Here is a 23,413-nt window from a genome sequence, read left to right as displayed (position 1 = left end):
CCCCGAAGCGGGCAGATCGCTGTACGCCGCCCGCGAACGACGGAGGAACCCTGTGGATCGAACCCGGTCTGTCAAGCTCGGACTGGGAGTCTGGGCGCTGGTCGTCGCGTTGATCGCGCTCGTCGTGCTGACCTTCCTCCCGACGCCTTACGTGATCCAGCGCCCGGGCCCGGTCTACGACACCCTCGGCACCGCGGCAGGAGCCGACGGCGAGCAGGTTCCGCTCATCCAGGTCGACGGCGCCGAGACGTTCGAGACCGGAGGCACTCTCGACCTCACGACCGTGCAGGTCGTCGGAAACCGTGAGCGCACCCCGAGCTGGTTCGAGCTCGCTCTCGCGTGGATGGACTCCTCACGAGCGGTGGTGCCTCTCGACTCCGTGTTCCCCGAGGGGGTCACGACGGAGCAGCGTGACGAACGCAACGCGACACTCATGGTGGACTCGCAGCACGAGGCGACCGCGGCAGCGCTCAACGAGCTGGGCTACGACACCGGAGCCGAGGTCGTCGTCCAGGAGGTCGTCGAGGATGCACCGGCCGAGGGAGCGCTCGAGGCGGAGGACGTCATCACCGCCGTGGACGGCGCCGCGGTGACCTCCGCGAAGCAGCTGCGTCAGGCGATCCAGGATGGGGAGGGCGCGCCGGTCTCGCTCACCGTGCAGCGCTCCGGCGAGGAACAGGTGGTCGAGGTGACGCCCGTCGAGCAGACCGACGGTGACGTGACGACGTGGCTGATCGGTGTCACGTTGCGCACGGACTACGATTTCGAGATCGATGTGACGCTCCAGCTCGACAATGTCGGTGGACCCAGCGCCGGGATGATGTTCGCGCTCGGCATCATCGACACCCTCACCGAAGGGGAGTTGAACGGCGGCGAGAACGTCGCCGGCACCGGCACGATCGAGGCCGATGGGACGGTCGGGCCGATCGGCGGCATCCGTCAGAAGCTCTACGGTGCCCGTGATGCGGGGGCGGAGTACTTCCTCGCTCCGTCGACGAACTGCGACGAGGTCACCGGCCACGTGCCGGACGGACTGACCGTGATCAGCACCTCGACGCTGGAGGAATCGCTCGACGCGCTCGAGGTGATAGCGGACGGCGGCGACGTGGGATCGCTCCCGACCTGCGACGTCGTGACCTCCCCGTGACAGGTATGACAGCCGCAGCACAGTAAGGCGTGCCTAGGATGGGAGGGTGACCTCGACTTCTGCACCGAACCCGGCCACTCCCCGAACCTCGCGAAGAATCTTCGGTATCTCGCTGGCGATCATCGCCGCGCTGATCGCCGCCTTCTTCGTCTTCGCGTCGCTCTACACCGAATTCCTCTGGTTCGACCAGGTGGGCTTCGCGGGAGTGCTCACCACCCAATGGTTCGCCACGGCGGTGATGTTCGTCGTCGGATTCCTCGGCATGGCCGTGCCGCTGTTCGTCGCCATCCAGCTCGCGTACCGACTGCGCCCCGTCTACGTGCGGCTCAGCTCGCAGCTCGACAGGTACCAGGAGGTCATCGAGCCGCTCCGCCGCCTCGCGATGTGGGGCATGCCGATCTTCTTCGGCCTCTTCGCCGGCTTCTCGGCGGCCAGCCAGTGGAAGACCGTCTGGCTCTGGGCCAACGGCGTCGCGACCGACGCCACCGACCCGCAGTTCGGCGTCGACACCGGCTTCTACATGTTCGCGATGCCGTTCTACTCGATCCTGCTGGCTTTCGTGTCTGCGGTCCTGCTGCTCACCCTCATCGTCACCGCGCTGGTGTCGTACCTCTACGGGTCGGTCCGCATCGGTCAGGGCGAGCTGCGCATCTCGAAGCCCGCACGCATCCAGCTCGCTGTGATCGCGGGGCTGTACCTTCTGGTTCAGGCGGCGAGCCTGTGGCTCGACCGCTACAAGACCCTCGTCGCACAGGACGACCGCATCGTCGGCCCGGCCTACACGGGCGTCAACGCCACGATCCCCGGCCTCGCGATCCTCGCGATCATCGCCGCGCTCGTCGCCATCCTCTTCTTCGTCACGGCCGTCATCGGCCGGTGGCGGTTCCCTCTCGCCGCGACCGCGCTGCTCATCGTCGCCTCGCTCGTCGTCGGCGTCGGATTCCCGTGGGCCGTCACCACGTTCCAGGTCCGCCCGAACCAGAACGCCTACCAGGCCGAGTTCTACCAGCGGAACATCGACGGCACCAAGGAGGCGTACGGGGTCGCCGACCTCGAGACCACCCCGTTCGAAGCCGAGACCGATGCCGAGGCCGGCCAGCTGCGTGAAGACGCCGAGACCACCGCATCGATCCGCATCGTCGACCCCAACGTGATCAGCCCCGCCGTGCGACAGCTCGAGCAGTACCGCGGCTACTACCAGTTCCAGGAGAAGCTCGACGTCGACCGCTACGAGATCGGCGGGGAGATGCAGGACACGGTCGTCTCCGTCCGCGACCTCGACATGAACGGCGTCGACGTCACGAACTGGAACAACCGCGCCGCTGTCTACACGCACGGCTACGGCTTGGTCGTCGCAGCGGGCAACCAGCGCACGCCCGACGGCGAGCCGGTCTTCCTCGAGCGTGGCATCCCGTCCGACGGCTTCCTCACCCAGCAGGAGGAGTTCGAGCCGCGCGTGTACTTCGGCGAGAACTCGCCGGGGTACTCGATCGTCGGCTCTCCCGACGGAACCGATCCTGTCGAGATCGACTATCCGCGAGGCAAGGACGGCGCCAGCGAGACCAAGACGACGTTCGAGGGCGACGGCGGACCGAAGATCGGGAGCAGCTTCACGAAGCTGCTGTACGCGCTGAAGTTCCAGTCGGAGCAGATCCTGTTCTCGAACCTCGTGAACGAGGACTCGCAGATCCTGTACGACCGCGATCCCAAGACGCGCGTGCAGAAGGTCGCCCCGTACCTCGAGCTCGACAGCGACCCGTACCCGAGCGTCGTGGACGGCAGGATCGTCTGGATCGTCGACGGATACACCACGAGCTCGACCTACCCCTACTCGACGAACGTGAGCCTGTCGGATGCGATCGCCGACTCGAACCTCCCGTCGCCGACGCTCGCGATCGACGAGATCAACTACATCCGCAACTCGGTCAAGGCCACGGTCGACGCCTACGACGGTTCGGTCACCCTGTACGCATGGGACGACCAGGATCCCGTGCTGCAGACCTGGCAGAACATCTACCCGTCGACGCTCAAGCCGGTGAGCGACATGTCGGCCGATCTGATGAGCCACGTCCGCTACCCGACAGACCTGTTCAAGGTGCAGCGCGACATCCTCGGCACCTACCACATCGACACCGCCGGCTCCTTCGCGCAGCAGGACAACCGCTGGCAGACACCGAACGACCCGCGCAGCGAGCAGGTCCTGCAGCCGCCGTACTACCTGACGATGCAGATGCCGGGTCAGGATTCCCCGCGCTTCTCGATGTTCTCGACGTTCATTCCTTCGGCGCAGGGCGGCAGCAACCGTGACGTGCTGATGGGCTATCTCGCGGTCGACTCGGATGCCGGATCGGAGGCCGGCGTGAAGGCGGAAGGCTACGGCCAGCTTCGAATGCTCGAGATCGACACCGATACGACCGTGCCGGGCCCGGGCCAGGTGCAGAACACCTACAACTCGGACACGGCTGTGGTGCCGCAGCTCAACCTGCTGCAGCAGGGCGAGTCCGAGGTGCTGTACGGAAACCTCCTCACTCTGCCCGTGGGCGGCGGCCTGCTCTACGTGCAGCCGGTGTACGTGCAGTCCTCGGAGGGCACCAAGCTGCCGCGTCTGCAGAAGGTCCTCGTGGCCTTCGGCGACAAGGTCGCGTTCGAAGACACGCTGACCGCCGCGCTCGACACCCTCTTCGGCGGAGATGCCGGCGCGACCGGTGGAGACGATGAGGTCGAGCCGACCGAGCCCGACCCGGACACCGGTGAGGCCCCGACCGAGCCGACGGTGCCGACCGACGCCGAGGCCGAGGCTCTTGCAGCCGCGCAGCAGGCGCTGACCGACCGAGAGGCCGCATTGAAGGCAGGCGACCTGACCAAGTTCGCCGAGGCCGACAAGCGTCTCACGGATGCCGTGAACACGCTGCTCGGACTGGAAGCCGCCTCGGGGGAGTAACAGCCCCGGCCCCGTCTGCAGACGATGCCGTCCCTCGTTCGCGAGGGGCGGCATCGTCCGTTTCTGCCGACGCCCGCGGAGGCAGGTGCCGGGCGCGACGAGCAGTCCGCTGACGCCGCCTCGATCCGCCCGGGCCGATCAGTCCGGTCGGTCAGTCCGCGTCGTAACGGCAGGTCACGGAGCCCGTGCCGCTCTGCTCGACGACCAGCTCGTCGTTCCACAGAATCTGACAGCTCACGGTCGCGTCCGTGTCGTCGTCCGGGGCGGTGACGACGATCTCCGCCGAATCGCCGGTCGTCGTGTACTGCTTCCAGCCGCTGGAGGCCCACTCCTCGTCGTACGCCTGTGTGTCATCGGCGAAGGAGACCGTGAATGTGGGTCCGCCCGTGGCACGCACCTCGACGTGGTTGAGGCCGTTGCCGGCGAGGACGCCGACTGCCATCACGACGACGAGAATGAGATCGACGATGAGGGCGACCGCTGCGACGACGACGGCCGCCGTTCCCGTGCGAGCGACCGCGGAGCGTCTCGCTCGACCGGCCAGCAGGAGAGCGACGATCGCCAGCAGCGCGGCGGCTGCTGCGACCGGGAGCAGGGCCGGTACGGGCACGAGGAGCACGATCAATGCGACGGAGATCAGCAGAGCCACGGCGCCGATCCAGAGGCTGACGATCGCGCGCCGCGATGAGCCTGATGCAAGCGCGGGACGGTTCCCCGCGGCGCTGTCGGGAGTCTGCGTCATCATGGACCTCCGGGTCATTGTTTCCACCGACCGCGCCGCCGTCGACGGTCGCGCCGTTCGGTGGGACAGTCTAACGAGTGGATCCGAGGGCGTTGCGGGTGTCGTCTGGTCGCGAGCGAAGGAGTCCGGGAATCGATTAGTCTCTCGGTGGAGCCGCCCCGACGCGTCGAGAGATGTCCGGGCGGCACTTCACGGAAATCGAGACTGGAGGGGATCGAGATATGCCTGACTATTCGGAGTTGCCGGACATCATCGGCAAGATGAAGCGCGCTGCGATCGACTGTTTCATGGCGGACCAGGGCTTTCACCCGAACTGGGGAAATGACCAGATCTACGCGAAGTGGGGCTTCATGCTCAACTTCTACAACCGGCCGAATGCCGCAGGCGAGGGCGGGGGCGACGGCAACGGCGTGAACCACTCGGTCGCACCGGCTTTCGACGACATCCGGGCCGCGATCGATGCCCGCGTGTCGAAGTGGCTTGATCTGCCGGACGGCGGCGACGCCTGCGAGGCACCGGCGAGTGCGACCTCGGCGGCAGCAGCGATCCTCGGCACCTCGGGCGCGGGTGCGTCGGTGCAGAACACCGGTGCGATCGGCACAGCCAATGACTCGGTGCACGAGATGATGGCGAACAAGATCGAGGGCAGCTTCAAGCCCGCGTTCATCGACAAGTACTACATCCAGTTCCAGTCCGTCACCCACGGCCTGGGGGACGCATGCGTGATCCTCCAGCTCAACTACAGCGCTCAGGCCGCCATGTGGCCCGCCGCGCGACAGGACGTCGTGTCGATCTGCGACAGCGCTCGCGCCGCCTGGGACCAGAAGGCGGGGAACGCCGCTGCGGCCAACGGGACGCTCGTGCTGACCGTCGTCGGAGCGGTGGCGGGCGTCGTATCCGCGATCGTGACGGCCGGCACGGGCACGGTGGCCGCAGCAGCCGTGCTCTCGGGAATCGCCGGCGCGGCCAGCAGCGCCGTGCAGGGGATCGCCCGCAACGTCGTCATCGAGGGCAACACCTATTCCGACATCCTGTCGTCTCTCGACGAGGCGCTCGGCAATCTCGATAAGGCGCTCGAGAAGCAGGAGAACGAGCTCAACGACGCGATGACCGAAGCCGCGAGCATCATCCGCTCCGACAACGCCACCTACAATCTGGACGCGTTCGCTCTCGGCCCGTACCCGGTCGGTGACGGCACGATGAGCATGGACAGGAGCAATGCGACCGTGGTGTCGAACAGCATGGGCCGGATCGATACGGAGCTCGCCAGTGCCGCGGCGGCGCTCGGCAGCGCGCCGGCGTCGAACCCGACTCCCCGCGGCGCCGGCGTCGGGCGCTCGTCGAACGGCACGCATTACGCGGCGAGCGACCTCTACGCGCTGACGGCGCGCTGCCTGGCCCTCACCGTGGCCGAGTATGCCCGAGGGCATCAGCTGTTCGACGCGACTGTCGAGGACTTCTTCTCGTCGGATTCCGCGGCTTCGCAGGAGGTCTCGCGCCTCCTTGCCGAAGAGATCCTCAGCGCGAATCTGGGGGTGTGAGCTGATGGAGAGCCGTCATCTCGGACAGATCACCCTCGACGGCGGAACCGGAGGAGGCGCGATGAACGGCTCGGTGCCGTTCGACGGAGACGATGTGCAGGTGCGCATCGAGATCGACTATCCTGACCGCTTCGACGAGTCCGTCCTCAACGACGTCGATATGGTTCTCGACAATCTCGCCTTCCTCGACGAGATGGCGCGCACCACCATCTCCGAGGGAGTGCAGCGCGACAGCTCACCCGCGGCGAGTGTCTTCCGCACCTGGGAACAGGGCCGGGTCGGGGGCGCCTCGGCGGGTGACTTCGTGGACGCGCTCTCGGTCGCGCGCGTCCTCATCCTGCCGGACGGCGGAACCGCGAACAGGGACCGCGTCGTGATGAGCTACGTCGCGGCCGGCGCGGCGGCGCTGGGCAGCGTCCGAGTCAAGTTCGTCGAGCCGACCGGTCCTGAGCTCACACTCAGCTACCGCTGATCCTTCGCAGCCGAGCGATCTCGATGTCGCTCGGCTGCGAGGCCGGCGTGAGGTACACATGCGAAAGGCCCCTGATCGGAATATCTCCCGATCAGGGGCCTTTCGTGTGTCGCATTCTCGTTGCGGGGACAGGATTTGAACCTGCGACCTCCGGGTTATGAGCCCGGCGAGCTACCGAACTGCTCCACCCCGCGGCACGATCAATAGCCTAACACGCGAATCAGGAGTGCGCGAATCGAGGCCGCGAGGACGCGTGTGCGAGAGGATGGGAGCATGCCAGAGACCCCCGCCGTGCCCGTCGCTGTGCCCGTCGCCGTCTGTCAGTTCGCCCCCATCGCCTCCCGTGCGGCCAACCGGGATCGGATCGCGGAGCTGACGGCGGAGGCCGCCGCACGCGGTGCCAGGCTGGTCGTGTTCCCCGAGTACTCGAGCTACTTCGTGGATCCGATGGACGCCACTCTCGCCGAGAACGCGGAGCCACTCGATGGTGAGTTCGTGTCGACACTGACTGCGCTGGCCTCCGACTACGCAGTGGTGATCGTGGCGGGGCTGGCCGAGCAGGCCTCGGACGCCGCTCATGTGAGGAACACGGTGGTCGCGGTGCGCGGCGACGGCATCCTCGCGACCTATCGCAAGCAGCACCTGTATGACGCCTTCGGCCAGACCGAGTCCGACTGGGTCGAGGCGGGGGAGGTCGGGGGAGCGGCGACGTTCGAGCTCGCGGGCATCCGCTTCGGACTGATGACCTGTTACGATCTGCGATTCCCCGAGGTGTCGCGCACTCTGATGGATGCCGGCGCCGACGCCCTGGTGGTGCCGGCCGAGTGGGTCCGCGGTCCGCTCAAGGAGCACCACTGGACCACGCTGCTGGCGGCACGCGCCATCGAGAACACCGCGTACGTGATCGCCGCCGACCACCCGACCCCGATCGGCGTCGGGCACTCGCAGATCGTCGATCCGCAGGGCGTCGTGCTCGCCGGGGTGGGAACGACCGAGGGCATCGCGGTCGCGACAGTCGAGCGGAGCACGATCGATCGCGTGCGGGCAGTGAACCCGTCCCTGCGCGGGCGCCGCTACGCCGTCGGTCCGCGCTGAACGGGTGCGTTCAGAAGCTCGTCGCGAGCCTCGTCGCCGCGTCCTCCAGGATCTCGACGCGTTTGCACGCCGCGAAGCGGACGAGCCCGGCGTACTCGCGTCGGCGTGACTGCGACACGAAGGCGGTCAGCGGGATCGCCACCACTCCTGCGCGTTCGGGAAGTGCGCGGCAGAACTCCGCGGCATCCGCTCCGCCGATCGCTGACGCGTCGGCCACCGTGAAATAGCCGCCCTGGGGCGGATGCACGGTGAACCCGGCGGCGCGCAGGCCGGCGCCGAGTATCTCGTGCTTGCGCGCCAGCGTCGACGCGGCATCCGCGAAGAACGCATCTCCGAGGCGCAGACCCACGGCGATCGCCGGCTGGAACGGCGAGCCGTTCACGTATGTCAGATACTGCTTCACGGTCAGCACAGCGGTGATGAGATCGGCGGGGCCGTGCACCCAGCCGATCTTCCAGCCGGTCGCGGAGAACGTCTTGCCTGCCGACGAGATCGTGAGCGTGCGCTCGGCGGCACCCGGCAGGGTGGCGACGGGGGTGTGCGGGATCTGGAAAGCGAGATGCTCGTAGACCTCGTCGGTGACGATGATCGCATCGTGCAGGTCGGCGAGACGGACGACCTCCGAGAGCACCTCGCGACCGAAGACGGCTCCGGTGGGGTTGTGGGGGTCATTGACCAGGATGATGCGCGTGCGGTCGGACACCGCGGCCGCCAGCTGCTCCAGATCGGGCTGGAAGTCCGGTGCTCGCAACGGCACCGTTCGCAGTCGTGCGCCGGCGAGAGCGACCGCCGCCGCGTAGGAGTCGTAGTACGGCTCGAAGACGACGACCTCGTCGTCAGGACCGTCGATGAGGGCGAGCAGCGTCGCGGTCAGCGCCTCGGTGGCACCGGCCGTCACGATCACCTCTGTGGAGGGGTCGACCGCGAGCCCGTAGAAGCGCCGCTGGTGTTCGCTGATCGCGGCGAGCAGGTCGGCGTTCCCTCTTCCGGGCGGGTACTGATTCACCCCGCGGGAGATCGCGTCCCTGGCAGCGTCGAGCACCTCTGCAGGACCGTCCTCGTCGGGGAAACCCTGGCCGAGATTGATCGCACCGGTTCGGGCCGCAGCAGCGGACATCTCTGCGAAGATGGTGGGCGCGACGGTTCCGTCTGGTGCGAGCAGACCGGCTCCCGCTGCCGTGCGCCGCCATGCGCCGGGGATGACACTCATGAAGAACAGGCTAAGGCCATAGGTGAAACTCATCTTCGCCATACGAAACGCACAGATACAGGCGTCACTCTGAGAGGGCGTTGTTGAAGGAGCACACACCATGAACGAAGACAGCACCCAGGACCACACGGCACCTGCGTCGAATGACGCAGCGTCGTCCACCGAGGCAGCAGAGGTCGTCGACCGTTCGACGACGGATGCCGCCGCTCAGACCCCCGGCATCGTCGCCGCCCCGGGGCCATATCAGGGACACCACGTTCCCGCGACGTTCACATCGTCACCCGCGCCGGCATTCGAGGCGCCGGCCGCCCCGGTGGCGCCGGACGCCCAGACCGTCCCGCAGCAGTACCTCGGAGCGCCGGGACACCACCCTGGCCACGCATCGGGCCCGGTCGGCGGACCGGCCGCGGCCTCTCCCGGTGCGGCGTTCGGTCTGCACACCGGAGCGCAGCCCGGGCAGCCGGTCGACGGCTCCGTCAAGGTCAAAGAGCAGAAGCCGCGCGCCGGAGTGAAGTTCGCCGCGATCGTCGTGGCGGCTGCGCTCGTCGGCGGTGTCGCGGGCTTCGGCGGCGGAGCGATCCTCAACGGGATCTCCGACCAGAGTTCGACGGGCGTCGCCCAGGGTCCCGAGACCATCACCGTCAACAACCCCGGCTCCGTCAACGAGACGACGGCCGTCGCGACCGCGGCGCTCCCGTCGGTCGTCACCATCGAGGTGGCCGGCTCCGATCAGGGCGGCAGCGGATCGGGCGTCATCATCAGCGACGACGGCTACGTGCTCACGAACACTCACGTGGTGACGCTCGGCGGCGCAGTCGCCGATCCCACGATCCGCGTCACCACGTCGGACGGCCGCATCTTCTCGGCGACCGTCGTCGGGACCGACCCGATCTACGACCTCGCCGTCATCAAGCTCGAGGACGCGACAGATCTCACCCCGATCGACTTCGCAGACTCCTCCAAGCTCAACGTGGGGGACACCGCGGTGGCTCTGGGCGCACCGCTCGGCCTGTCGAACTCGGTCACGACCGGAATCGTCAGCGCTCTGAACCGCAGCATCCAGATCGCGTCGTCGGCGCTTCCGGACTCGTCCTCGGAAGATGCTCCGCAGAACGAGCAGCAGACGCCTGAGGAGGGCGAGGGTCCGTTCCAGTTCGATCTGCCCGGCAACACCTCGCAGCAGACGTCGGAGTCGATCTCGATCGCCGTGATCCAGACGGATGCCGCCATCAACCACGGCAACTCCGGCGGAGCGCTCGTGAACAGCAAGGGCGAGCTCATCGGCATCAACGTCGCGATCGCGAGCTCCGGGAGCTCGGAGGAGTCGGGATCCATCGGGATCGGCTTCGCCATCCCCGCGAACATCGCTCAGCGGGTGTCGGAGGAGATCATCGCCGACGGCGCAGCCACCCATGGCCTGCTCGGGGCGTCGGTGCAGGATGCGGCCAGCGTCAAGGATGCCGACGTGTCGGGTGCCTACATCGCGGATGTCACCGGTGGCGGCGCTGCCGCGGCCGGCGGGCTGAAGGCCGATGACATCGTGACCGCGTTCAACGGCGTGCCCATCACGAGCGCCAGCGACCTCACGGCGCAGGTGCGGGCGGCAGCCGGGGGCAGCGACGCGAAGGTCACGTACATCCGTGGCGGCAAGGAATACGAGGCCGATGTGACCCTGGGCGACCTCGCCGGCTGACTCCGGCAACCGTGCTCACCGAGAAGGACGCCACCCCGCGATAGGCTCGCGGGGTGGCGTCCTTCTCTTTCGGCTCCGGCAATGCGGCCAAGCTGCTTCGGATACCGCTCTACCTCGCCGGACGCGCCGGCACCCTCGTGATTCCGCGCGGCGCCCGATGGGTGTTCGGGTGCGGTGCTGGCGTCGGGGATGGGGCTCTCGCCCTGCACCGTGTCGCCGCAGCAGAGGGGCACGACACCGTGTGGCTCACGTCCTCCGATCGGGAAGACCGCGATGCCGCGGCGCTCGGCCTCCGCACGATGCGCAAGGGCAGCCTGCGAGGGTGGTGGGCGACGGCGCGTGCCCGCGTCGTCGTCGTCACGCACGGCCTCGGCGACGTCAACCGCTATGCGGTGTCCGGTGCCTTCGTCGTGCAGCTCTGGCACGGCATCCCCCTCAAGCGGATCGGATTGGACTCACCCGCGACCACGCAGGTTCCGGAAGTCCCCGGTGCGCCGCTGCTGCGTCGTCTCGTCGGCTTCCTGTACCGCCGAGCCGCTCAGCGGATCCGAGTCTTCCCGGCCGCATCGCACCGGTCGAGGGGTCGGCTCGAGTCGGCCTTCGCGCTCGGCGACGGCCGCGTCGTCGTCACGGGCGAGCCGCGCGTCGACGTGCTGTCCGCAGGCGACCCGACCGAGCGTCGGGCCGCCGCGTCCGATGCGCTGGCGCGCGTCGTCGGCGAATTGCCGACCGCATCTCGGACGATCCTCTACGCCCCGACCTGGCGCGACGGAGCCGATGATCCGGCAGTCCCGTCGGCGACTCAGTGGGTGCGGATCATCCAGATGCTCGAGCAGCGGGATGCCGTGCTGCTCGTTCGCTCCCACCCGCTCGGAGAGGGCGGGTATGCGCCTCCGCTGCCCAGCAGAAGGGTGCGGATGCTCGGCTCCGGCCTGCTCACCGACGTCACGCCGGTGCTGCCGGCGATCGATGTGCTCATCACCGACTACTCCTCGATGGCGTACGACGTGGGACTCTTGAGAATGCCGGTGCTGTTCCTCGCTCCCGACGCCGAGGACTATGCGCGGACGAGAGGCTTCTACGGTCGGTTCCAGGACGTCGCCGGCGACGACGCCGCGACCGGCTGGGACTCGCTCTTGCCGCAGCTGTCTGCACTTCTGGACGACGAGGACCTCTTCTCTGCACGCGCCGAGCGTTCGGATACGCTCAGCGCGGAGATGCACGCCTTCCGCGACGGCGGCAACACCCGGCGCGTCTACGAGACAATCCGTGCGCGGGGGATCCCCGCGCCGAAGGGAGCAGCATGACCACGGCCCGGATCGATGAGGCGGCAGAGACGCTGGTCATCGCAGGCGCCGGCCAGCGCCCCACCACCGCCGAGCTGATCGGGCCGCGCGCCCGGGTCGGCGCGCGCATCACCGGCGGAGGCAAGACCTGGAAGGCGACGTTCCCGCTGCGCGCAGCACGGTGGGGCGGCCCTGAGCTTCCCCTGCCGACTGGGGACTACGAGCTGCACATTGCCGACGTGGAGCTCGGTGATCTCCTCGTCGCAGCGGAGGTGCTGACCGGCGTGCGCGTCGCCGTCGACGGGACGACCGTGCGCATCGCGGCCCCGATCGATCCCGCCTATGAGACGAGCGAGGGGCAGGCGACGCTCGAGGGCCGCTACCTCGCACATCCCGGGGCGACCGAGAACGCCGTCTTCTTCGAGAGCTTCTACGGACGTGCCGTCGGCTGCAACCCGCAGGCGATCGACCGCGCCTTGTACGCGCAGGCGCCGGACGTCACGCGCTACTGGAGTGTGGTCGACCTGTCGGTGGCGGTTCCCGACGGGGCGATCGCGGTGGTCGAAGGCAGCCCGGAGTGGTGGCGTGCCCGCGCGGCATCCCGCCTGCTCGTGGTCAACGACTGGCTGCGCCGCCGCTTCGCCCGCAAGCCCGGCCAGAAGGTGCTGCAGACCTGGCACGGCACGCCCCTGAAGCGGCTGGCGCTGCATCGTCCGGGGTTCGCTCCTCGACGGATGGCGGCGGTCATCAAGGAGTCTCGACGCTGGGACGTGCTTCTGGCACAGAACACCTACTCCGAGCGCATTCTCCGCAAGGCGTACGCATTCTTCGGACGGCCCATCTGGGTCGAGGGGTATCCGAGGAACGACGCTCTGGTCACCGGGGATGCCGCAGCGATCCGCGCGGACCTGGGCATCGCCGACGGCGAGCGCGTGCTGCTGTATGCGCCCACCTGGCGCGACGACCGACCCGAGATGGTCGACTTCATCGACGCGGAGGAGCTCGCGAGGCAGACGGACTCCGTCGTGCTCGTGCGCGGCCACTCGCGCACGATCGACACGGGACGGGACCGAGCGGGCGCTCGCGTGATCGACGTCACCGGATACCCCGAGACCTCGCAGCTTCTGCTCGCCGCCGACGTGTTGATCACCGACTATTCCTCGGTGATGTTCGATTTCAGTGTCACGGGCAAGCCGATGTTCTTCCTCGTGCCCGACCTCGACCACTATCGCGGAGAGCTCCGTGGGTTCTACTTCGATCTCGAGACCCGCGCCCCCGGCCCTCTGGTCCGCACGCAGGATGAACTGGTCGCGGCACTCGCCGACGGCGAGCACGGGAACGTCTATGCCGAGCGATATCGTGCCTGGCGGGCGCAGTTCAACCCGCGGGATGACGGTCGCTCCGCCGAGCGGGTCGTCGCGCGGATCCTGGACCAGGGGTACGTCACCCGGTGAGCCGGTCGGCGGTGCGGCGCGTCAGGGGAGTGGCGTGTTGCGGGTGCCGAGTCGGGACGCGTCGACCGTGTCGCGAGCGCCGCGCAGCACGCCCTCGATGAAGCCGAGGCCCCAGGAGAGGTGCATGGTGGGCAGAACCAGCAGTGTCCACAGTCTCTGGCGCAGCCCGCCACCGCCGGGAAGGCAGGCGACGCCCACCACGAGCAGCAGATACGCCACCAGCGGCAGATAGACCACAGCCCCGACGACGAGCGAGAGAGCGCCGGAGAGGATGCCGGTCAGCTGCAGGACGCCGGTGAGGAGAGCGGCCGAGACGAGGACGACGAGCGCCGGGGGAGCGAAGTACCGGATGCCGTTGCGGCGTCCGTATCGTCGCACGAGTTCGCCGCGCCACGCGCCCGTGGCCCGGAACTGACGGGCGAGCCGCAGCCAGCTCTCGCGAGGCCAGTAGGTCACCGAGAGATCGGGATCGAACCAGACGAGATGTCCTGCCTGGCGGATGCGGAGGTTGAGCTCCCAGTCCTCTCCGCGACGGATCGACTCGTCGAAGAGCCCGACCTCGTCGAGCACCGACCGACGCATGACGCCGAGGTAGGCGGATTCGGCCTCGCCCTCGTGGGTGCCGCCGTGGTAAGCCCCGCCGCCGAGGCCGACGGGGGAGTTGTAGAGGCGCGCGACGGAGGTCTGGAACGGCGTGCGCCCGTCAGCGCGCATCACACCGCCGACGTTCGCGGCACCCGTGCGTTCGAGAGTCGCGAGGGCGAGGGCCGCATAGCCCGGAGCGAGTTCGGAATGGGCGTCGACGCGGACGATCGTCGCGAAGCGGCTGGCCCGGATCGCGGCGTTCAATCCGACCGGGATGTGAGCTGCGGGGTTGTCGACGAGCCGGATCCGCGCGTCCCCGGCGGCCAGGCGCTGAGCGAGTTCTGTCGTGCCATCGGTGGAAGGCCCGAGCGCGAGCACCAGCTCGGCGGGGACAGTGAGCTCCTGCTGGAGCACGGAGGCGACTGCGTGCTCCAGATAGGCGCGCTCGTTGAGCACGGGCATGACGAAAGACACTCCGTTCTCCGGGGCGGCGATGTCGTTGTCAGGCACATGACGATCATGGCATGCGCTTCTCGCGCGTTCGCTGATTCCCGGCACCGGTGATCTCGGAAGGCGTCAGGCGGGGCGAGCCGCCGCACTCGGTATCCTGGAGGGATGGGTGCTGTGTCCGATGCGAAGAAGGCCTACCGTCTGCTGAAGCGGGCGCTCGCCTCGCGCAAGGCTGTGCAGCGAGTGCGGCGGCGCCTCGCCGAGCGCGAACCGCACCCGCCGGAGCACTACCAGGTGGCGGTGTACTTCGCCGACGGCGACGTGAACATGTACCAGATGCGGCAGTGGTATCGCCCTCTCGTGGAGCTGTCGAAGCACTGGCCAGTCGTCGTGCTGTCCCGGTCGGCGACGGGCGCCGACAAGCTGCTCGACGAGGCCGGTCCTCCCGTCGCCTTCGTCCCGACGATCCGTGATCTCGAACGCTTCCTCAGCACGCAGGACATCCGTGTCGTCCTCTACGTGAATCAGAACACCCGCAACTTCCAGATGTTCCGCTACGGCAGGCGCTGGCACGTGTTCATCAATCACGGCGAGTCGGACAAGATGTACATGACGACCAATCAGTACAAGGCGTACGACTACGCCCTGGTCGCAGGACAGGCTGCCCGTGACCGCCTGTCACGGACTCTCTGGGACTGGGACATCGATCGACGGACGATCGAGATCGGCCGGCCGCAGGCCGACCACTACTCGGGCACGCTGCCGTACGTTCCGGACGAGCGCACCGTGGTGCTCTACGCCCCGACGTGGGAGGGCGACCGCCCGAGCGCGCACTACGGGTCGATCGCCACCCACGGCGAGACCCTCGTCACGACGCTGCTCGCGTCGGAGAGGCACCGCGTGATCTACCGCCCGCACCCGCGAAGCGGCGTGATCGACGACGCGTACGGTGCCGCGCACCGACGCATCATCGCCGCCATCGCGGCCGCCAACGCCGCGGATCCGTCCGCACAGCACGTCTACGACGACGGCGCGGAGCTCGGATGGCAGCTGGCCGCCGCCGATGTCGCGATCGTCGACATCTCGGCGATGGTCTACGACCGCCTCGCAGTAGGCAAGCCGCTGATGATCACACGGCCGGCCGATGAGAGGGCATCGATCGACACCAACGGCTACCTGTCGGACTGTGAATGGCTCGACGCCGGCGCTGCGGGTGACATCGTCGCCGAGGTGGAACGCGTGCGTGCCGACGAGGTCGCCATCGCGAGGCTGCGCATGTGGGTGCAGCACTACTTCGGAGACACGACCCCCGGAGTGGCCACGGAGAAGTTCCACGCCGCGATCGCGCAGCTCATGCAGAAGTGGGATCGTTGGCAGGCGAACGAGATCGGGGCAGTGCGCACCGATGAGGACGATGACGACGAAGAGGCCGACGAAGAGGAGGTCTGACGTGGACCTTCCACTCACTGCCGCGGTCGCCTCACGTCTCGAGGTGCTGACCGAAGCAGGCTCGACGAACGACATCTTGAGCGAGCGAGCGCGCGATTCGCCGTCGACGCCGCACCTGTCCGTTGTCGTCACCGACAACCAGACGGCGGGGCGCGGCAGACTCGGCCGCTCCTGGACATCCGCGCCTGGCGCATCGCTCGCCGTCTCCGTGCTGCTGCGGAGGCTGCCCTCGGCGGCGGATTCGCGAGGCTGGATCCCGCTCGCGGCCGGAGTGGCGATGGCGGATGCGATCGCCGAACAGCTTCCCGACCACGACGTGGCGGTCAAATGGCCGAACGACATCTTGGTCGACGGTCGCAAGATCTGCGGAATCCTGGCGCAGGCGACTCCGGATGCCGTCGTCGTCGGAACCGGTGTGAACACGGCGATGACAGAGTCGGAGCTTCCGGTGCCGACCGCGACGTCCTTCGCGATCCTCGGCGTCGAGGCCGACGCCGACAGGCTTCTCGCCACCTACCTGCGCGCACTCGATCAGCTGGTCGCCGAGCTCGGGGGAGCGGGCGACGCCGTCTCGAGCGGTCTCCACGCCGCCGCGACCGAGCGGTGCGCCACGATCGGTCTCGACGTCAGGGTCTCCCTTCCCGGCGATTCCGTCCTCGTCGGAAGAGCCACCAAACTCGACGTGGACGGTCGGCTCGTCGTGCAGGGGGAGGGTGCCGAGACATCGATCTCTGCCGGAGATGTGGTGCACGTCCGTCCGGCGTGAGTCTGACACGCCCGGCGCGCGAGCCGCGATGTCGGCGGTTGCGGGCACAATGGAGGGGTGACTCAGCCCGTGACTCTCGGCGGAAGGCCGACGATGCCACCGCCGGGTGCGCCCGCGGAAGAGCTGCTCATCGCCCGGTTCCGCACTCACGCCCGGAGGCTCTTCTGGTCGGCGCTCGTGCTCATCGCCGTCTTCGGTGCGACGTCCTTCTTCTACGACAACCTCCCGGCGCCGTTCGAGAACTGGATGCTGCTGAGTGCAGCCGGGGCGATCGTCCTCCTGTTGGTCGTCGTGCCCTGGGTCATCTGGTACTCGCGCTCCGTTACTCTCACCACGCGGAGGGTCATCGTCAATCACGGTATCGGCGCCCGCAACAGGCGGGAGATGTCGCACGCTCGGGGATACACGATCGGCGTCCGCCGCGGCATGATCCAGCGGATGTGGGGCGTCGGAACGATCACCCTCTCGAACGGGGTCGATGCGCCGTTGCGTCTGCCCAATGTCCCGAACGTGACGCTCGTGCACGAGACACTGGCCGATCAGATCGAGGTGAGCCAGATCCTGGCGCACCGCGATGCGCAGTCAGGTCACGACGGCACTGCCGGATTCTGAGCGCGGTACCGCGTCGGGCGGGACGCGTGAACGGCGCCCGCGCTGATGCGCGAGAATGGTCAGGACGAAATGGAGGCGGCCCATGGCGCTGCGCGTTGGTGTGATCGGTGGAGGCCAGCTGGCTCGGATGATGATCGCTCCGGCGGTCGAACTCGGACTCGATCTGAGGGTGCTCGCTGAGGACGAGGGGATGTCCGCGCAGCTCGCCGCGACGGCGGTCGGCGACTACCACGACCTCGAGGTCGTCCGCGCGTTCGTCCGCGACGTGGACGTCGTCACCTTCGACCACGAGCACGTGCCGCAGGAGGTGCTGCGGGCACTGGTCGCCGACGGGGTCGCCGTGCACCCGGGGCCGGACGCCCTGCAGTTCGCCCAGGACAAGCTCCTGATGAGGGCGAGGCTCGAAGAGCTCGGGGTTCCTCAGCCGGACTGGGCGCCGGTGCGCGACTCCTCCGAGCTGCAGGCATTCCTCGACGAGCACGACGGGCAGGGTGTCGTGAAGACCCCCCGCGGCGGATACGACGGCAAGGGAGTCCGCGTGGTCCGAGAGGCCGGCGAGGCTCAGGACTGGTTCGACGGGCTCGCCGACGGCGAGGCGCTGCTGGTCGAGGAGCTGGTCGGATTCGTGCGCGAGCTCGCGCAGCAGGTGGCTCGTCGTCCGGGCGGCCAGATCGTCGCCTACCCGGTGGTCGAGACGGTGCAGCGCGGGGGCGTGTGCGCAGAGGTGATCGCGCCGGCGCCTCATGCGGCCGAGCGCCTCGTCCGGGTCGCCGAGGAGATCGGTCGATCGATCGCGGAAGGACTCGGGGTCACCGGGATGCTCGCGGTCGAGCTCTTCGAGACCGACGATGAGCGCATCCTCGTGAACGAACTCGCCATGCGTCCGCACAACAGCGGCCACTGGAGCCAGGACGGCGCGGTGACCGGGCAGTTCGAACAGCACCTGCGCGCTGTCGCGGACCTGCCCCTCGGCGACACCGCGCCTCAGGCGGCGTGGTCCGTGATGGTGAACATCCTCGGAGGGCCGCAGACCGGCACGCTCGGCGACCGTTTCGCCGGAGCCATGGCCGAGCATCCGTCGGCGAAGATCCACACCTACGGAAAGAGCCCGCGACCGGGTCGCAAGGTCGGGCACGTCAATGTGACGGGCGACGACCTCGACGACGCGGTGTACGTCGCGCGCGCCGCGGCGGCGCACTTCGACTGAGCGTGCGGTCAGGGGTGTGCCGTTCGGGGTTTCTCCCAGCACCAGACCGTAGCCTGAGTGGGTGACTGAGCCACTGCACTCCTCCACCGCGCCCCTCGTCGGCGTCGTCATGGGTTCCGACTCCGACTGGCGCGTGATGAGCGACGCCTCTCAGTCGCTGAGCGACTTCGCTATCCCGCACGAGGTGGAGGTCGTCTCGGCGCACCGCACCCCCGACAAGCTCATGCAGTACGCGCGGGAAGCGCGCGGTCGCGGCATCCGTGTGATCATCGCAGGTGCCGGCGGGGCCGCTCATCTTCCCGGGATGCTGGCCTCGATGACCGCGTTGCCGGTCATCGGAGTCCCCGTTCCGCTCGCGTACCTCGACGGGATGGACTCGCTTCTCTCCATCGTGCAGATGCCCGCCGGAATCCCGGTCGCGACGGTGTCGATAGCGGGAGCGCGCAACGCGGGCATCCTCGCGGCGCGGATCCTCGGCACCTCCGACGACGACCTCGCTGATCGTGTCGAGGCCTACGCGCTCGACCTCGAAGCGCAGGTCGAGGAGAAGAACGATCGGCTGAAGGGGTCCCTGTGACCCTTGCGCCGCCGCGAGGTACGGCGCGACCACTGATCGAGAGCCGCCCGATCCGGCATCCGAACACCGCCGATGCGGGGATGATGACCAAACGCGGGTGGTGGCTGGTGCTGCTCAACCTGCTGGTGCCCGGTTCTGCCCAGGTTCTCGCCGGCAATCGCAGGCTCGGACGCTTCGGTCTCGGGGCGACGCTGACCGCATGGCTGCTCGTGATCGTGGGCGCAGGGCTGGCGCTGTTCGCTCGTCCTGTGCTGCTGTGGCTCACGGTCGGCGGAGGCTGGTTCTCCGCGGTCATCCTGACTCTCGTTCAGGTGCTGCTGATCGCCTACCTCGTGCTGTGGGTGGTGCTCACCTTCGATGTGCTGCGGCTCGTCCGACTGGTCAGGGTCCCGGGCCCGTCCAAGTTCGCGATCCCACTCGTCGCCCTGCTTCTGCTCGGTCTCGTCGGAACCGGAACGGCATACGCGGCGTCGTACGTCGGCACAGCGCGGGGAACGATCAGCACGATCTTCGGACAGAGCGGGCCCAGCCTGCCGCCGAGCGAGGGGTATTACAACATCCTGCTGCTCGGAGCGGACAGCGGCGAGGGCCGAGACTCGATGAGGTTCGACAGCATCTCGGTGGTCTCGGTGAACGCGACCACCGGCGCCGTGACGATCACCGGGATCCCGCGCGAGCTGCCCAATGCACCCTTCAGCGAGGGAAGCCCGATGCAGGCTCTGTATCCGAACGGCTTCGAGGGCCACAGCTCCAGCGCGTGCGGCTGGAACGGCTGGATGAACCACGTGCGCAATGCCGCAGAGATCTGCCGTGACGACAACGGCACCGGCCTGTACCCGGACGCCGCATCGCACGGTTCCGATCCCGGCATCGAGGCGACCAAGGATGCGGCGGAGGGCGTTCTCGGCATCGAGATCCCGTACTACGTCTTCGTCGACATGCACGGCTTCGCTGCGCTCGTCGACGCGCTCGGCGGTGTGGACATCACTGTGACGGAGCGGCTGCCCAAGGGGGGCCCACCCGAGGGCACCGACCCGTATGACGTCGACGCATGGGCGATCGGGTGGATCGAGGTCGGCGAGCAGCACATGGACGGTGACACGGCGCAGTGGTATGCGCGATCGCGGTACACGACGAGCGACTGGGATCGGATGAAGCGCCAGCGCGAACTGCAGGAGGCGATCCTCGCGCAGTTCACCCCGCAGACCGTGCTCACGCGCTTCAACGAGGTCGCTGCCGCGGGTACCGCGCTGATCAGCACCGATCTGCCTCAGGACAAGCTGCCCGAGTTCTTCGACCTGATGACGAAGGCCCGAGAGCAGACCGTCGCCACGATCGAGCTCACTCCTGACAACGGGGTGGACGAGCACACACCTGACTACGGGTACATCCACGAGCTGGTCCGGCAGACGCTGCACCCGCCGACGGAGACGCCGACGCCGACTCCGTGAGCGGTGGCGTCGATCGGGATGTTCTCCCTCGAACGGCCGGTGCGCATGAGTGAGCCCACGGCCGCCACCTGAGAGTGAAGGTGGTGGCCGTGGGCCTCCGGTTCAGGACCGGATTCACCAGACGACGGTGATCGGAGGGGAGGGATCACCGTCGTCCAGTCGGTTCCCGCTGAAAGCGGGGACCTGACCTAGGCGCGCTTACGGCGCGTGACGCCTGTGGCGACGAGTACTCCACCAGCCACCAGAGCAGCTGCCCCACCTCCGAGAACCCACGGCGAGACGCTGCCACCCGTGAGAGCGAGCTCGAGCCCGCCGCCGGTGAGCGGAAGCTCCGTGCCCGCGGCCGCGACACCGGGATCGTGGTCGCAGCTCACCGCCGAATCGTGGCCGTGCGAGACGGTGATCGTCGCCGTGTACGACCGCGACCCGTCGAAGGCGAGTGCGTAGGAGCCCTCGCCGTCGGCCGGCGGGCGGAAGGTGACGACGAGGCTGCCGTCCGCCGCGGCCGTGTTGCCCGAGACAGCGGAGTCGCCCGCGTTGAGGCCCGAGACCGACACTCCGACGTTCTCAGACGGCAGGAAATAGCCTGCGCCGAAGACGACGGTGGACACTTCGCAGATGTCGATGATCGGATCATCGACGCTCACCCGCGGCGTGCCGGCATACGAGTCGGACTCGGTCGGAACGACCGGCGAGGCGGAGGCGACAGCAGGTGCCATGAGCACGAGTACGCCAGCGGTAAGGCTGATGGCAGCCAGTTTCTTCAGCATGATTCTCCCCAGAAATACACGCGGAATCGCCTTCGGATACACCCCTGCATCCGACTGCGTGAGCTCTTCCTGTCCCCACGACAGAATTGCAGAACTCAGATATTCCCCAGTGAGAATGACCCTACATCATCGAAACAGGAAAGTCACGACGCGCAACGCAGTTGTTCGCGGGACACGTCGGGTGCGGTGACCATGGGGGTGTGATCGACCACCGTCAGTCGTTCTCCGGCACCGGTTCCCTGATATTCGACGGTGATCGTCGACGATTCGCCCGGAGCCAGCAGCACCTCGTGCTGAACGGCGGAGCGGGAGCCGAGCAGAGCCGTTTGCACACTGACCTCTTCTCCGTCGCGATCGATATGAGACGGGGTCGCGCCCTCGGGGCCGTACACGGTGATCAGGGTCCTGGTCGACCCGGCGGGTACTCCGTAGAACCCGTTAGCGGTCACGTATGGCGGCAGCGCCGTCCCGGCGTCCGCGGGCGCGTCGTTCTTCCAGGTCACCGTCACCTGCGTGGTCGGTTCGCCGTCGCACGTGCCGATCGACGTCGTGATGGCCGCGTCCGCGTAGAAGTCCATCTTCCCGCCGGTCGTGTCGTTGAAGAGCACGCCGACGTGGGTCTGGGGGCCGTCCTCGGGCAGCGCCCCGCCGAGCGTCGACGCCGACAGGATCGCCTCTTCGTCCTCATGCGCGCTCCAGATGCGGATGCGTCCCTCGTCGGCCGACTCGGCGAGGGCGGCGACGAGATCCTTCGGGGCCGCTTCGGTCAGTGCAGCGGACAGCAGCGCTCCCGCCGCCTGGGAGAAGATCTCATCCTGCGCCGCCGGATCGGGCACGCTGGCGTAGATCTCCGAGATCAGCAGGCCCACGACGGTGTCTTTCGTCGCGCTGAACGGCCCGAAGGTGAGCGGGCCCGTGGCTGCGACGAGGTTCTCCGTCATCACGGCGTCGACCGCGATGACGCCATCGATGGGGTGCCCGAATCGGTTCTGCCACCGCGCCGCGATCGCGGGGCCCGCTTCGGTGAAGTCCGGAATGCTCGTCAGGTTCTGCATATACCGACCGGGGCTGTCCTCGAAGAGGGCGACGGTCGACTCGCTCAACGGCAGCGGCGTGTCGAGGGAGGGGAAGTCCGGAACGGAGGCTTGCTGCACGAGCGTGATCCGGCCGTTCTCGGCGTGCAGCAGGGCGATCGCCCCGATGATGCCGCCGGACGATCGCAGCTCGGCATTGTTCTGCATCGCGAGCACATAATTGCGGGGACCCTCGCCGCCGAGCATGCTGGGCAGCAGTGCGGACGCTCCATGCAGCGCTCCCACGACGGTGGCAGCCTGCGTGACGGCCGATCGCATCTCTCTCACGGCATCGGCGAGTGGAGGAATCGTCGCGCCCGCGTCGATGTCGAGCGCTCGCGTCTCCGCAGAGGTCAGCGTGGCACTCGCCTCAGCCAACGGGGGCTCGATCTGCGCGAAAGGCGTGAGGTCCACGACGCCACCCGAGAGGCCCAGACTCGCCAGATCGAGTTCCTCAGCGGCGGCCAGCACCGGAACGAGCGCGTCCGACGCGACGTCGTCGGCGATCTCGGCGACGTCGCTCACCGCCGAGAAGTTCGGTCCGAGCCAGGGCAGCAGACCGAAGCCTGACCAGATCGGATCGGATGTCAGGTCGTGCGCGGACCCCGCGTGGTGAGCGATGCGCGCAGAGAGCGCCGCGGCCGTGTCGAGGTCACCCTGCCCGATCGCCTGCTTGAGCTTCGATGACGACGCGGAGACCTGCTGCAGATCGTTCACAGCACCGATTCCGCGGATGCCCACCCAGCCGATCGCGAGCACGATGAGGGTCACGATCACGCCGATGGTCCACCGCAACCATCGACGACGCACAGGCAGACGTCCGTCACTCACCCCTGCATTCAAGCACGAAGCGAGATATCGGCGGCGGACGGCCCCGCAATCCTCCGCGCAC

Annotated in this window: 19 protein-coding genes and 1 tRNA gene; 14 read left to right on the top strand and 6 right to left on the bottom strand. The window is 68.1% G+C overall.

The genetic code is table 11. From position 1 onward, the window contains the following. Positions 1 to 52 precede the first annotated feature (52 nt). Together ACZZZQ_RS01460 and ACZZZQ_RS01455 are read left to right on the top strand one after the other, a co-directional pair. Positions 53 to 1,147, top strand: coding sequence for a YlbL family protein (locus ACZZZQ_RS01460; RefSeq protein ID WP_463506742.1), 1,095 nt, complete (start codon positions 53 to 55; stop codon positions 1,145 to 1,147). Between the two features lie 46 nt (positions 1,148 to 1,193). Then, the gene (locus ACZZZQ_RS01455; protein WP_463506741.1) at positions 1,194 to 4,088 is read left to right on the top strand and encodes a UPF0182 family membrane protein; all 2,895 of its coding nucleotides are present in this window, start codon (positions 1,194 to 1,196) and stop codon (positions 4,086 to 4,088) included. Between the two features lie 151 nt (positions 4,089 to 4,239). On the opposite strand, the gene ACZZZQ_RS01450 is transcribed toward ACZZZQ_RS01455, so the two are convergent. After that, the gene (locus tag ACZZZQ_RS01450; protein WP_072591017.1) at positions 4,240 to 4,833 is read right to left on the bottom strand and encodes a hypothetical protein; all 594 of its coding nucleotides are present in this window, start codon (positions 4,831 to 4,833) and stop codon (positions 4,240 to 4,242) included. A 218-nt stretch (positions 4,834 to 5,051) separates the two neighbouring features. Here ACZZZQ_RS01450 and ACZZZQ_RS01445 point away from each other — a divergent pair, with 218 nt between their 5' ends. Next, positions 5,052 to 6,371, top strand: a complete 1,320-nt coding sequence (locus tag ACZZZQ_RS01445) for a hypothetical protein (protein WP_053095606.1) — start codon at positions 5,052 to 5,054, stop codon at positions 6,369 to 6,371. Positions 6,372 to 6,375: 4 nt separating this feature from the next. Further along, positions 6,376 to 6,843 (top strand): hypothetical protein, encoded by a 468-nt coding sequence (locus ACZZZQ_RS01440; protein ID WP_053095607.1) that lies wholly within the window; start codon positions 6,376 to 6,378, stop codon positions 6,841 to 6,843. A gap of 120 nt (positions 6,844 to 6,963) precedes the next feature. Here ACZZZQ_RS01440 and ACZZZQ_RS01435 read toward each other — a convergent pair. Beyond that, a tRNA-Met gene (locus tag ACZZZQ_RS01435) sits at positions 6,964 to 7,037 on the bottom strand. A gap of 79 nt (positions 7,038 to 7,116) precedes the next feature. Here ACZZZQ_RS01435 and ACZZZQ_RS01430 point away from each other — a divergent pair. Further along, positions 7,117 to 7,938 (top strand): carbon-nitrogen hydrolase family protein, encoded by an 822-nt coding sequence (locus tag ACZZZQ_RS01430; RefSeq protein ID WP_463497459.1) that lies wholly within the window; start codon positions 7,117 to 7,119, stop codon positions 7,936 to 7,938. Positions 7,939 to 7,948: 10 nt separating this feature from the next. On the opposite strand, the gene ACZZZQ_RS01425 is transcribed toward ACZZZQ_RS01430, so the two are convergent. Next, entirely contained in the window at positions 7,949 to 9,148 is a 1,200-nt protein-coding gene (locus ACZZZQ_RS01425; protein ID WP_463506740.1) for an aminotransferase class I/II-fold pyridoxal phosphate-dependent enzyme, read from the bottom strand. A 100-nt stretch (positions 9,149 to 9,248) separates the two neighbouring features. Here ACZZZQ_RS01425 and ACZZZQ_RS01420 point away from each other — a divergent pair, with 100 nt between their 5' ends. The 3 genes from ACZZZQ_RS01420 to ACZZZQ_RS01410 are packed head-to-tail and all read left to right on the top strand — an operon-like array spanning position 9,249 to position 13,581. Next, on the top strand, positions 9,249 to 10,841 hold the full coding sequence (locus ACZZZQ_RS01420) for a S1C family serine protease (RefSeq protein ID WP_463506739.1): 1,593 nt from the start codon (positions 9,249 to 9,251) through the stop codon (positions 10,839 to 10,841). A 53-nt stretch (positions 10,842 to 10,894) separates the two neighbouring features. Further along, positions 10,895 to 12,148: a CDP-glycerol glycerophosphotransferase family protein gene (locus ACZZZQ_RS01415; protein ID WP_463506738.1), complete on the top strand. Its 1,254-nt coding sequence runs from the start codon at positions 10,895 to 10,897 to the stop codon at positions 12,146 to 12,148. Beyond that, the gene (locus tag ACZZZQ_RS01410) at positions 12,145 to 13,581 is read left to right on the top strand and encodes a CDP-glycerol glycerophosphotransferase family protein (protein WP_431738152.1); all 1,437 of its coding nucleotides are present in this window, start codon (positions 12,145 to 12,147) and stop codon (positions 13,579 to 13,581) included. Before ACZZZQ_RS01415 ends, ACZZZQ_RS01410 begins: the two co-directional genes overlap by 4 nt. 21 nt (positions 13,582 to 13,602) lie before the next feature. On the opposite strand, the gene ACZZZQ_RS01405 is transcribed toward ACZZZQ_RS01410, so the two are convergent. Next, positions 13,603 to 14,628 carry a glycosyltransferase family 2 protein gene (locus ACZZZQ_RS01405; RefSeq protein ID WP_187249597.1) on the bottom strand — a complete coding sequence of 342 codons (1,026 nt, stop codon included), beginning with the start codon at positions 14,626 to 14,628 and terminating at the stop codon, positions 13,603 to 13,605. 153 nt (positions 14,629 to 14,781) lie between these two features. Between ACZZZQ_RS01405 and ACZZZQ_RS01400 the strand changes: the two genes are divergently transcribed. The 6 genes from ACZZZQ_RS01400 (at position 14,782) to ACZZZQ_RS01375 (ending at position 20,678) form a co-directional block, all read left to right on the top strand. Beyond that, complete coding sequence (locus tag ACZZZQ_RS01400; protein ID WP_072591026.1) at positions 14,782 to 16,065, top strand: CDP-glycerol glycerophosphotransferase family protein; 1,284 nt, start codon at positions 14,782 to 14,784, stop codon at positions 16,063 to 16,065. A 1-nt stretch (position 16,066) separates the two neighbouring features. Beyond that, positions 16,067 to 16,831 (top strand): biotin--[acetyl-CoA-carboxylase] ligase, encoded by a 765-nt coding sequence (locus tag ACZZZQ_RS01395; protein WP_463506737.1) that lies wholly within the window; start codon positions 16,067 to 16,069, stop codon positions 16,829 to 16,831. A gap of 57 nt (positions 16,832 to 16,888) precedes the next feature. Next, positions 16,889 to 17,443 carry a PH domain-containing protein gene (locus ACZZZQ_RS01390; RefSeq protein ID WP_056278146.1) on the top strand — a complete coding sequence of 185 codons (555 nt, stop codon included), beginning with the start codon at positions 16,889 to 16,891 and terminating at the stop codon, positions 17,441 to 17,443. An 82-nt stretch (positions 17,444 to 17,525) separates the two neighbouring features. Then, on the top strand, positions 17,526 to 18,650 hold the full coding sequence (locus ACZZZQ_RS01385) for a 5-(carboxyamino)imidazole ribonucleotide synthase (RefSeq protein WP_187249410.1): 1,125 nt from the start codon (positions 17,526 to 17,528) through the stop codon (positions 18,648 to 18,650). A 109-nt stretch (positions 18,651 to 18,759) separates the two neighbouring features. Continuing rightward, complete coding sequence (purE, locus tag ACZZZQ_RS01380; protein WP_053099056.1) at positions 18,760 to 19,227, top strand: 5-(carboxyamino)imidazole ribonucleotide mutase; 468 nt, start codon at positions 18,760 to 18,762, stop codon at positions 19,225 to 19,227. A gap of 80 nt (positions 19,228 to 19,307) precedes the next feature. Continuing rightward, positions 19,308 to 20,678, top strand: coding sequence for an LCP family glycopolymer transferase (locus tag ACZZZQ_RS01375; protein ID WP_222839157.1), 1,371 nt, complete (start codon positions 19,308 to 19,310; stop codon positions 20,676 to 20,678). Between the two features lie 188 nt (positions 20,679 to 20,866). Here the strand turns inward: ACZZZQ_RS01375 and ACZZZQ_RS01370 are convergent, their stop codons facing one another. Then, positions 20,867 to 21,448, bottom strand: coding sequence for a hypothetical protein (locus tag ACZZZQ_RS01370; protein WP_053095618.1), 582 nt, complete (start codon positions 21,446 to 21,448; stop codon positions 20,867 to 20,869). 143 nt (positions 21,449 to 21,591) lie between these two features. Then, positions 21,592 to 23,352 (bottom strand): DUF4012 domain-containing protein, encoded by a 1,761-nt coding sequence (locus ACZZZQ_RS01365; RefSeq protein WP_463506736.1) that lies wholly within the window; start codon positions 23,350 to 23,352, stop codon positions 21,592 to 21,594. Between the last annotated feature and the right edge of the window lie 61 nt (positions 23,353 to 23,413).

The sequence above is a fragment of the Microbacterium sp. AC132 genome (assembly GCF_979258525.1).
Note: the sequence above shows the minus strand (reverse complement) of the source record. Positions and strands in the feature narration are given on the sequence as shown.

Coding starts and splice junctions, on each gene's coding strand:
- ACZZZQ_RS01450 (WP_072591017.1), bottom strand. CDS start 4,833: ATGATGACGCAGACTCCCGACAGCGCCGCGGGGAACCGTCCCGCGCTT.
- ACZZZQ_RS01445 (WP_053095606.1), top strand. CDS start 5,052: ATGCCTGACTATTCGGAGTTGCCGGACATCATCGGCAAGATGAAGCGC.
- ACZZZQ_RS01440 (WP_053095607.1), top strand. CDS start 6,376: ATGGAGAGCCGTCATCTCGGACAGATCACCCTCGACGGCGGAACCGGA.
- ACZZZQ_RS01430 (WP_463497459.1), top strand. CDS start 7,117: ATGCCAGAGACCCCCGCCGTGCCCGTCGCTGTGCCCGTCGCCGTCTGT.
- ACZZZQ_RS01425 (WP_463506740.1), bottom strand. CDS start 9,148: ATGAGTGTCATCCCCGGCGCATGGCGGCGCACGGCAGCGGGAGCCGGT.
- ACZZZQ_RS01420 (WP_463506739.1), top strand. CDS start 9,249: ATGAACGAAGACAGCACCCAGGACCACACGGCACCTGCGTCGAATGAC.
- ACZZZQ_RS01410 (WP_431738152.1), top strand. CDS start 12,145: ATGACCACGGCCCGGATCGATGAGGCGGCAGAGACGCTGGTCATCGCA.
- ACZZZQ_RS01405 (WP_187249597.1), bottom strand. CDS start 14,628: ATGCCCGTGCTCAACGAGCGCGCCTATCTGGAGCACGCAGTCGCCTCC.
- ACZZZQ_RS01400 (WP_072591026.1), top strand. CDS start 14,782: ATGGGTGCTGTGTCCGATGCGAAGAAGGCCTACCGTCTGCTGAAGCGG.
- ACZZZQ_RS01385 (WP_187249410.1), top strand. CDS start 17,526: ATGGCGCTGCGCGTTGGTGTGATCGGTGGAGGCCAGCTGGCTCGGATG.
- purE (WP_053099056.1), top strand. CDS start 18,760: ATGGGTTCCGACTCCGACTGGCGCGTGATGAGCGACGCCTCTCAGTCG.
- ACZZZQ_RS01375 (WP_222839157.1), top strand. CDS start 19,308: ATGATGACCAAACGCGGGTGGTGGCTGGTGCTGCTCAACCTGCTGGTG.
- ACZZZQ_RS01370 (WP_053095618.1), bottom strand. CDS start 21,448: ATGCTGAAGAAACTGGCTGCCATCAGCCTTACCGCTGGCGTACTCGTG.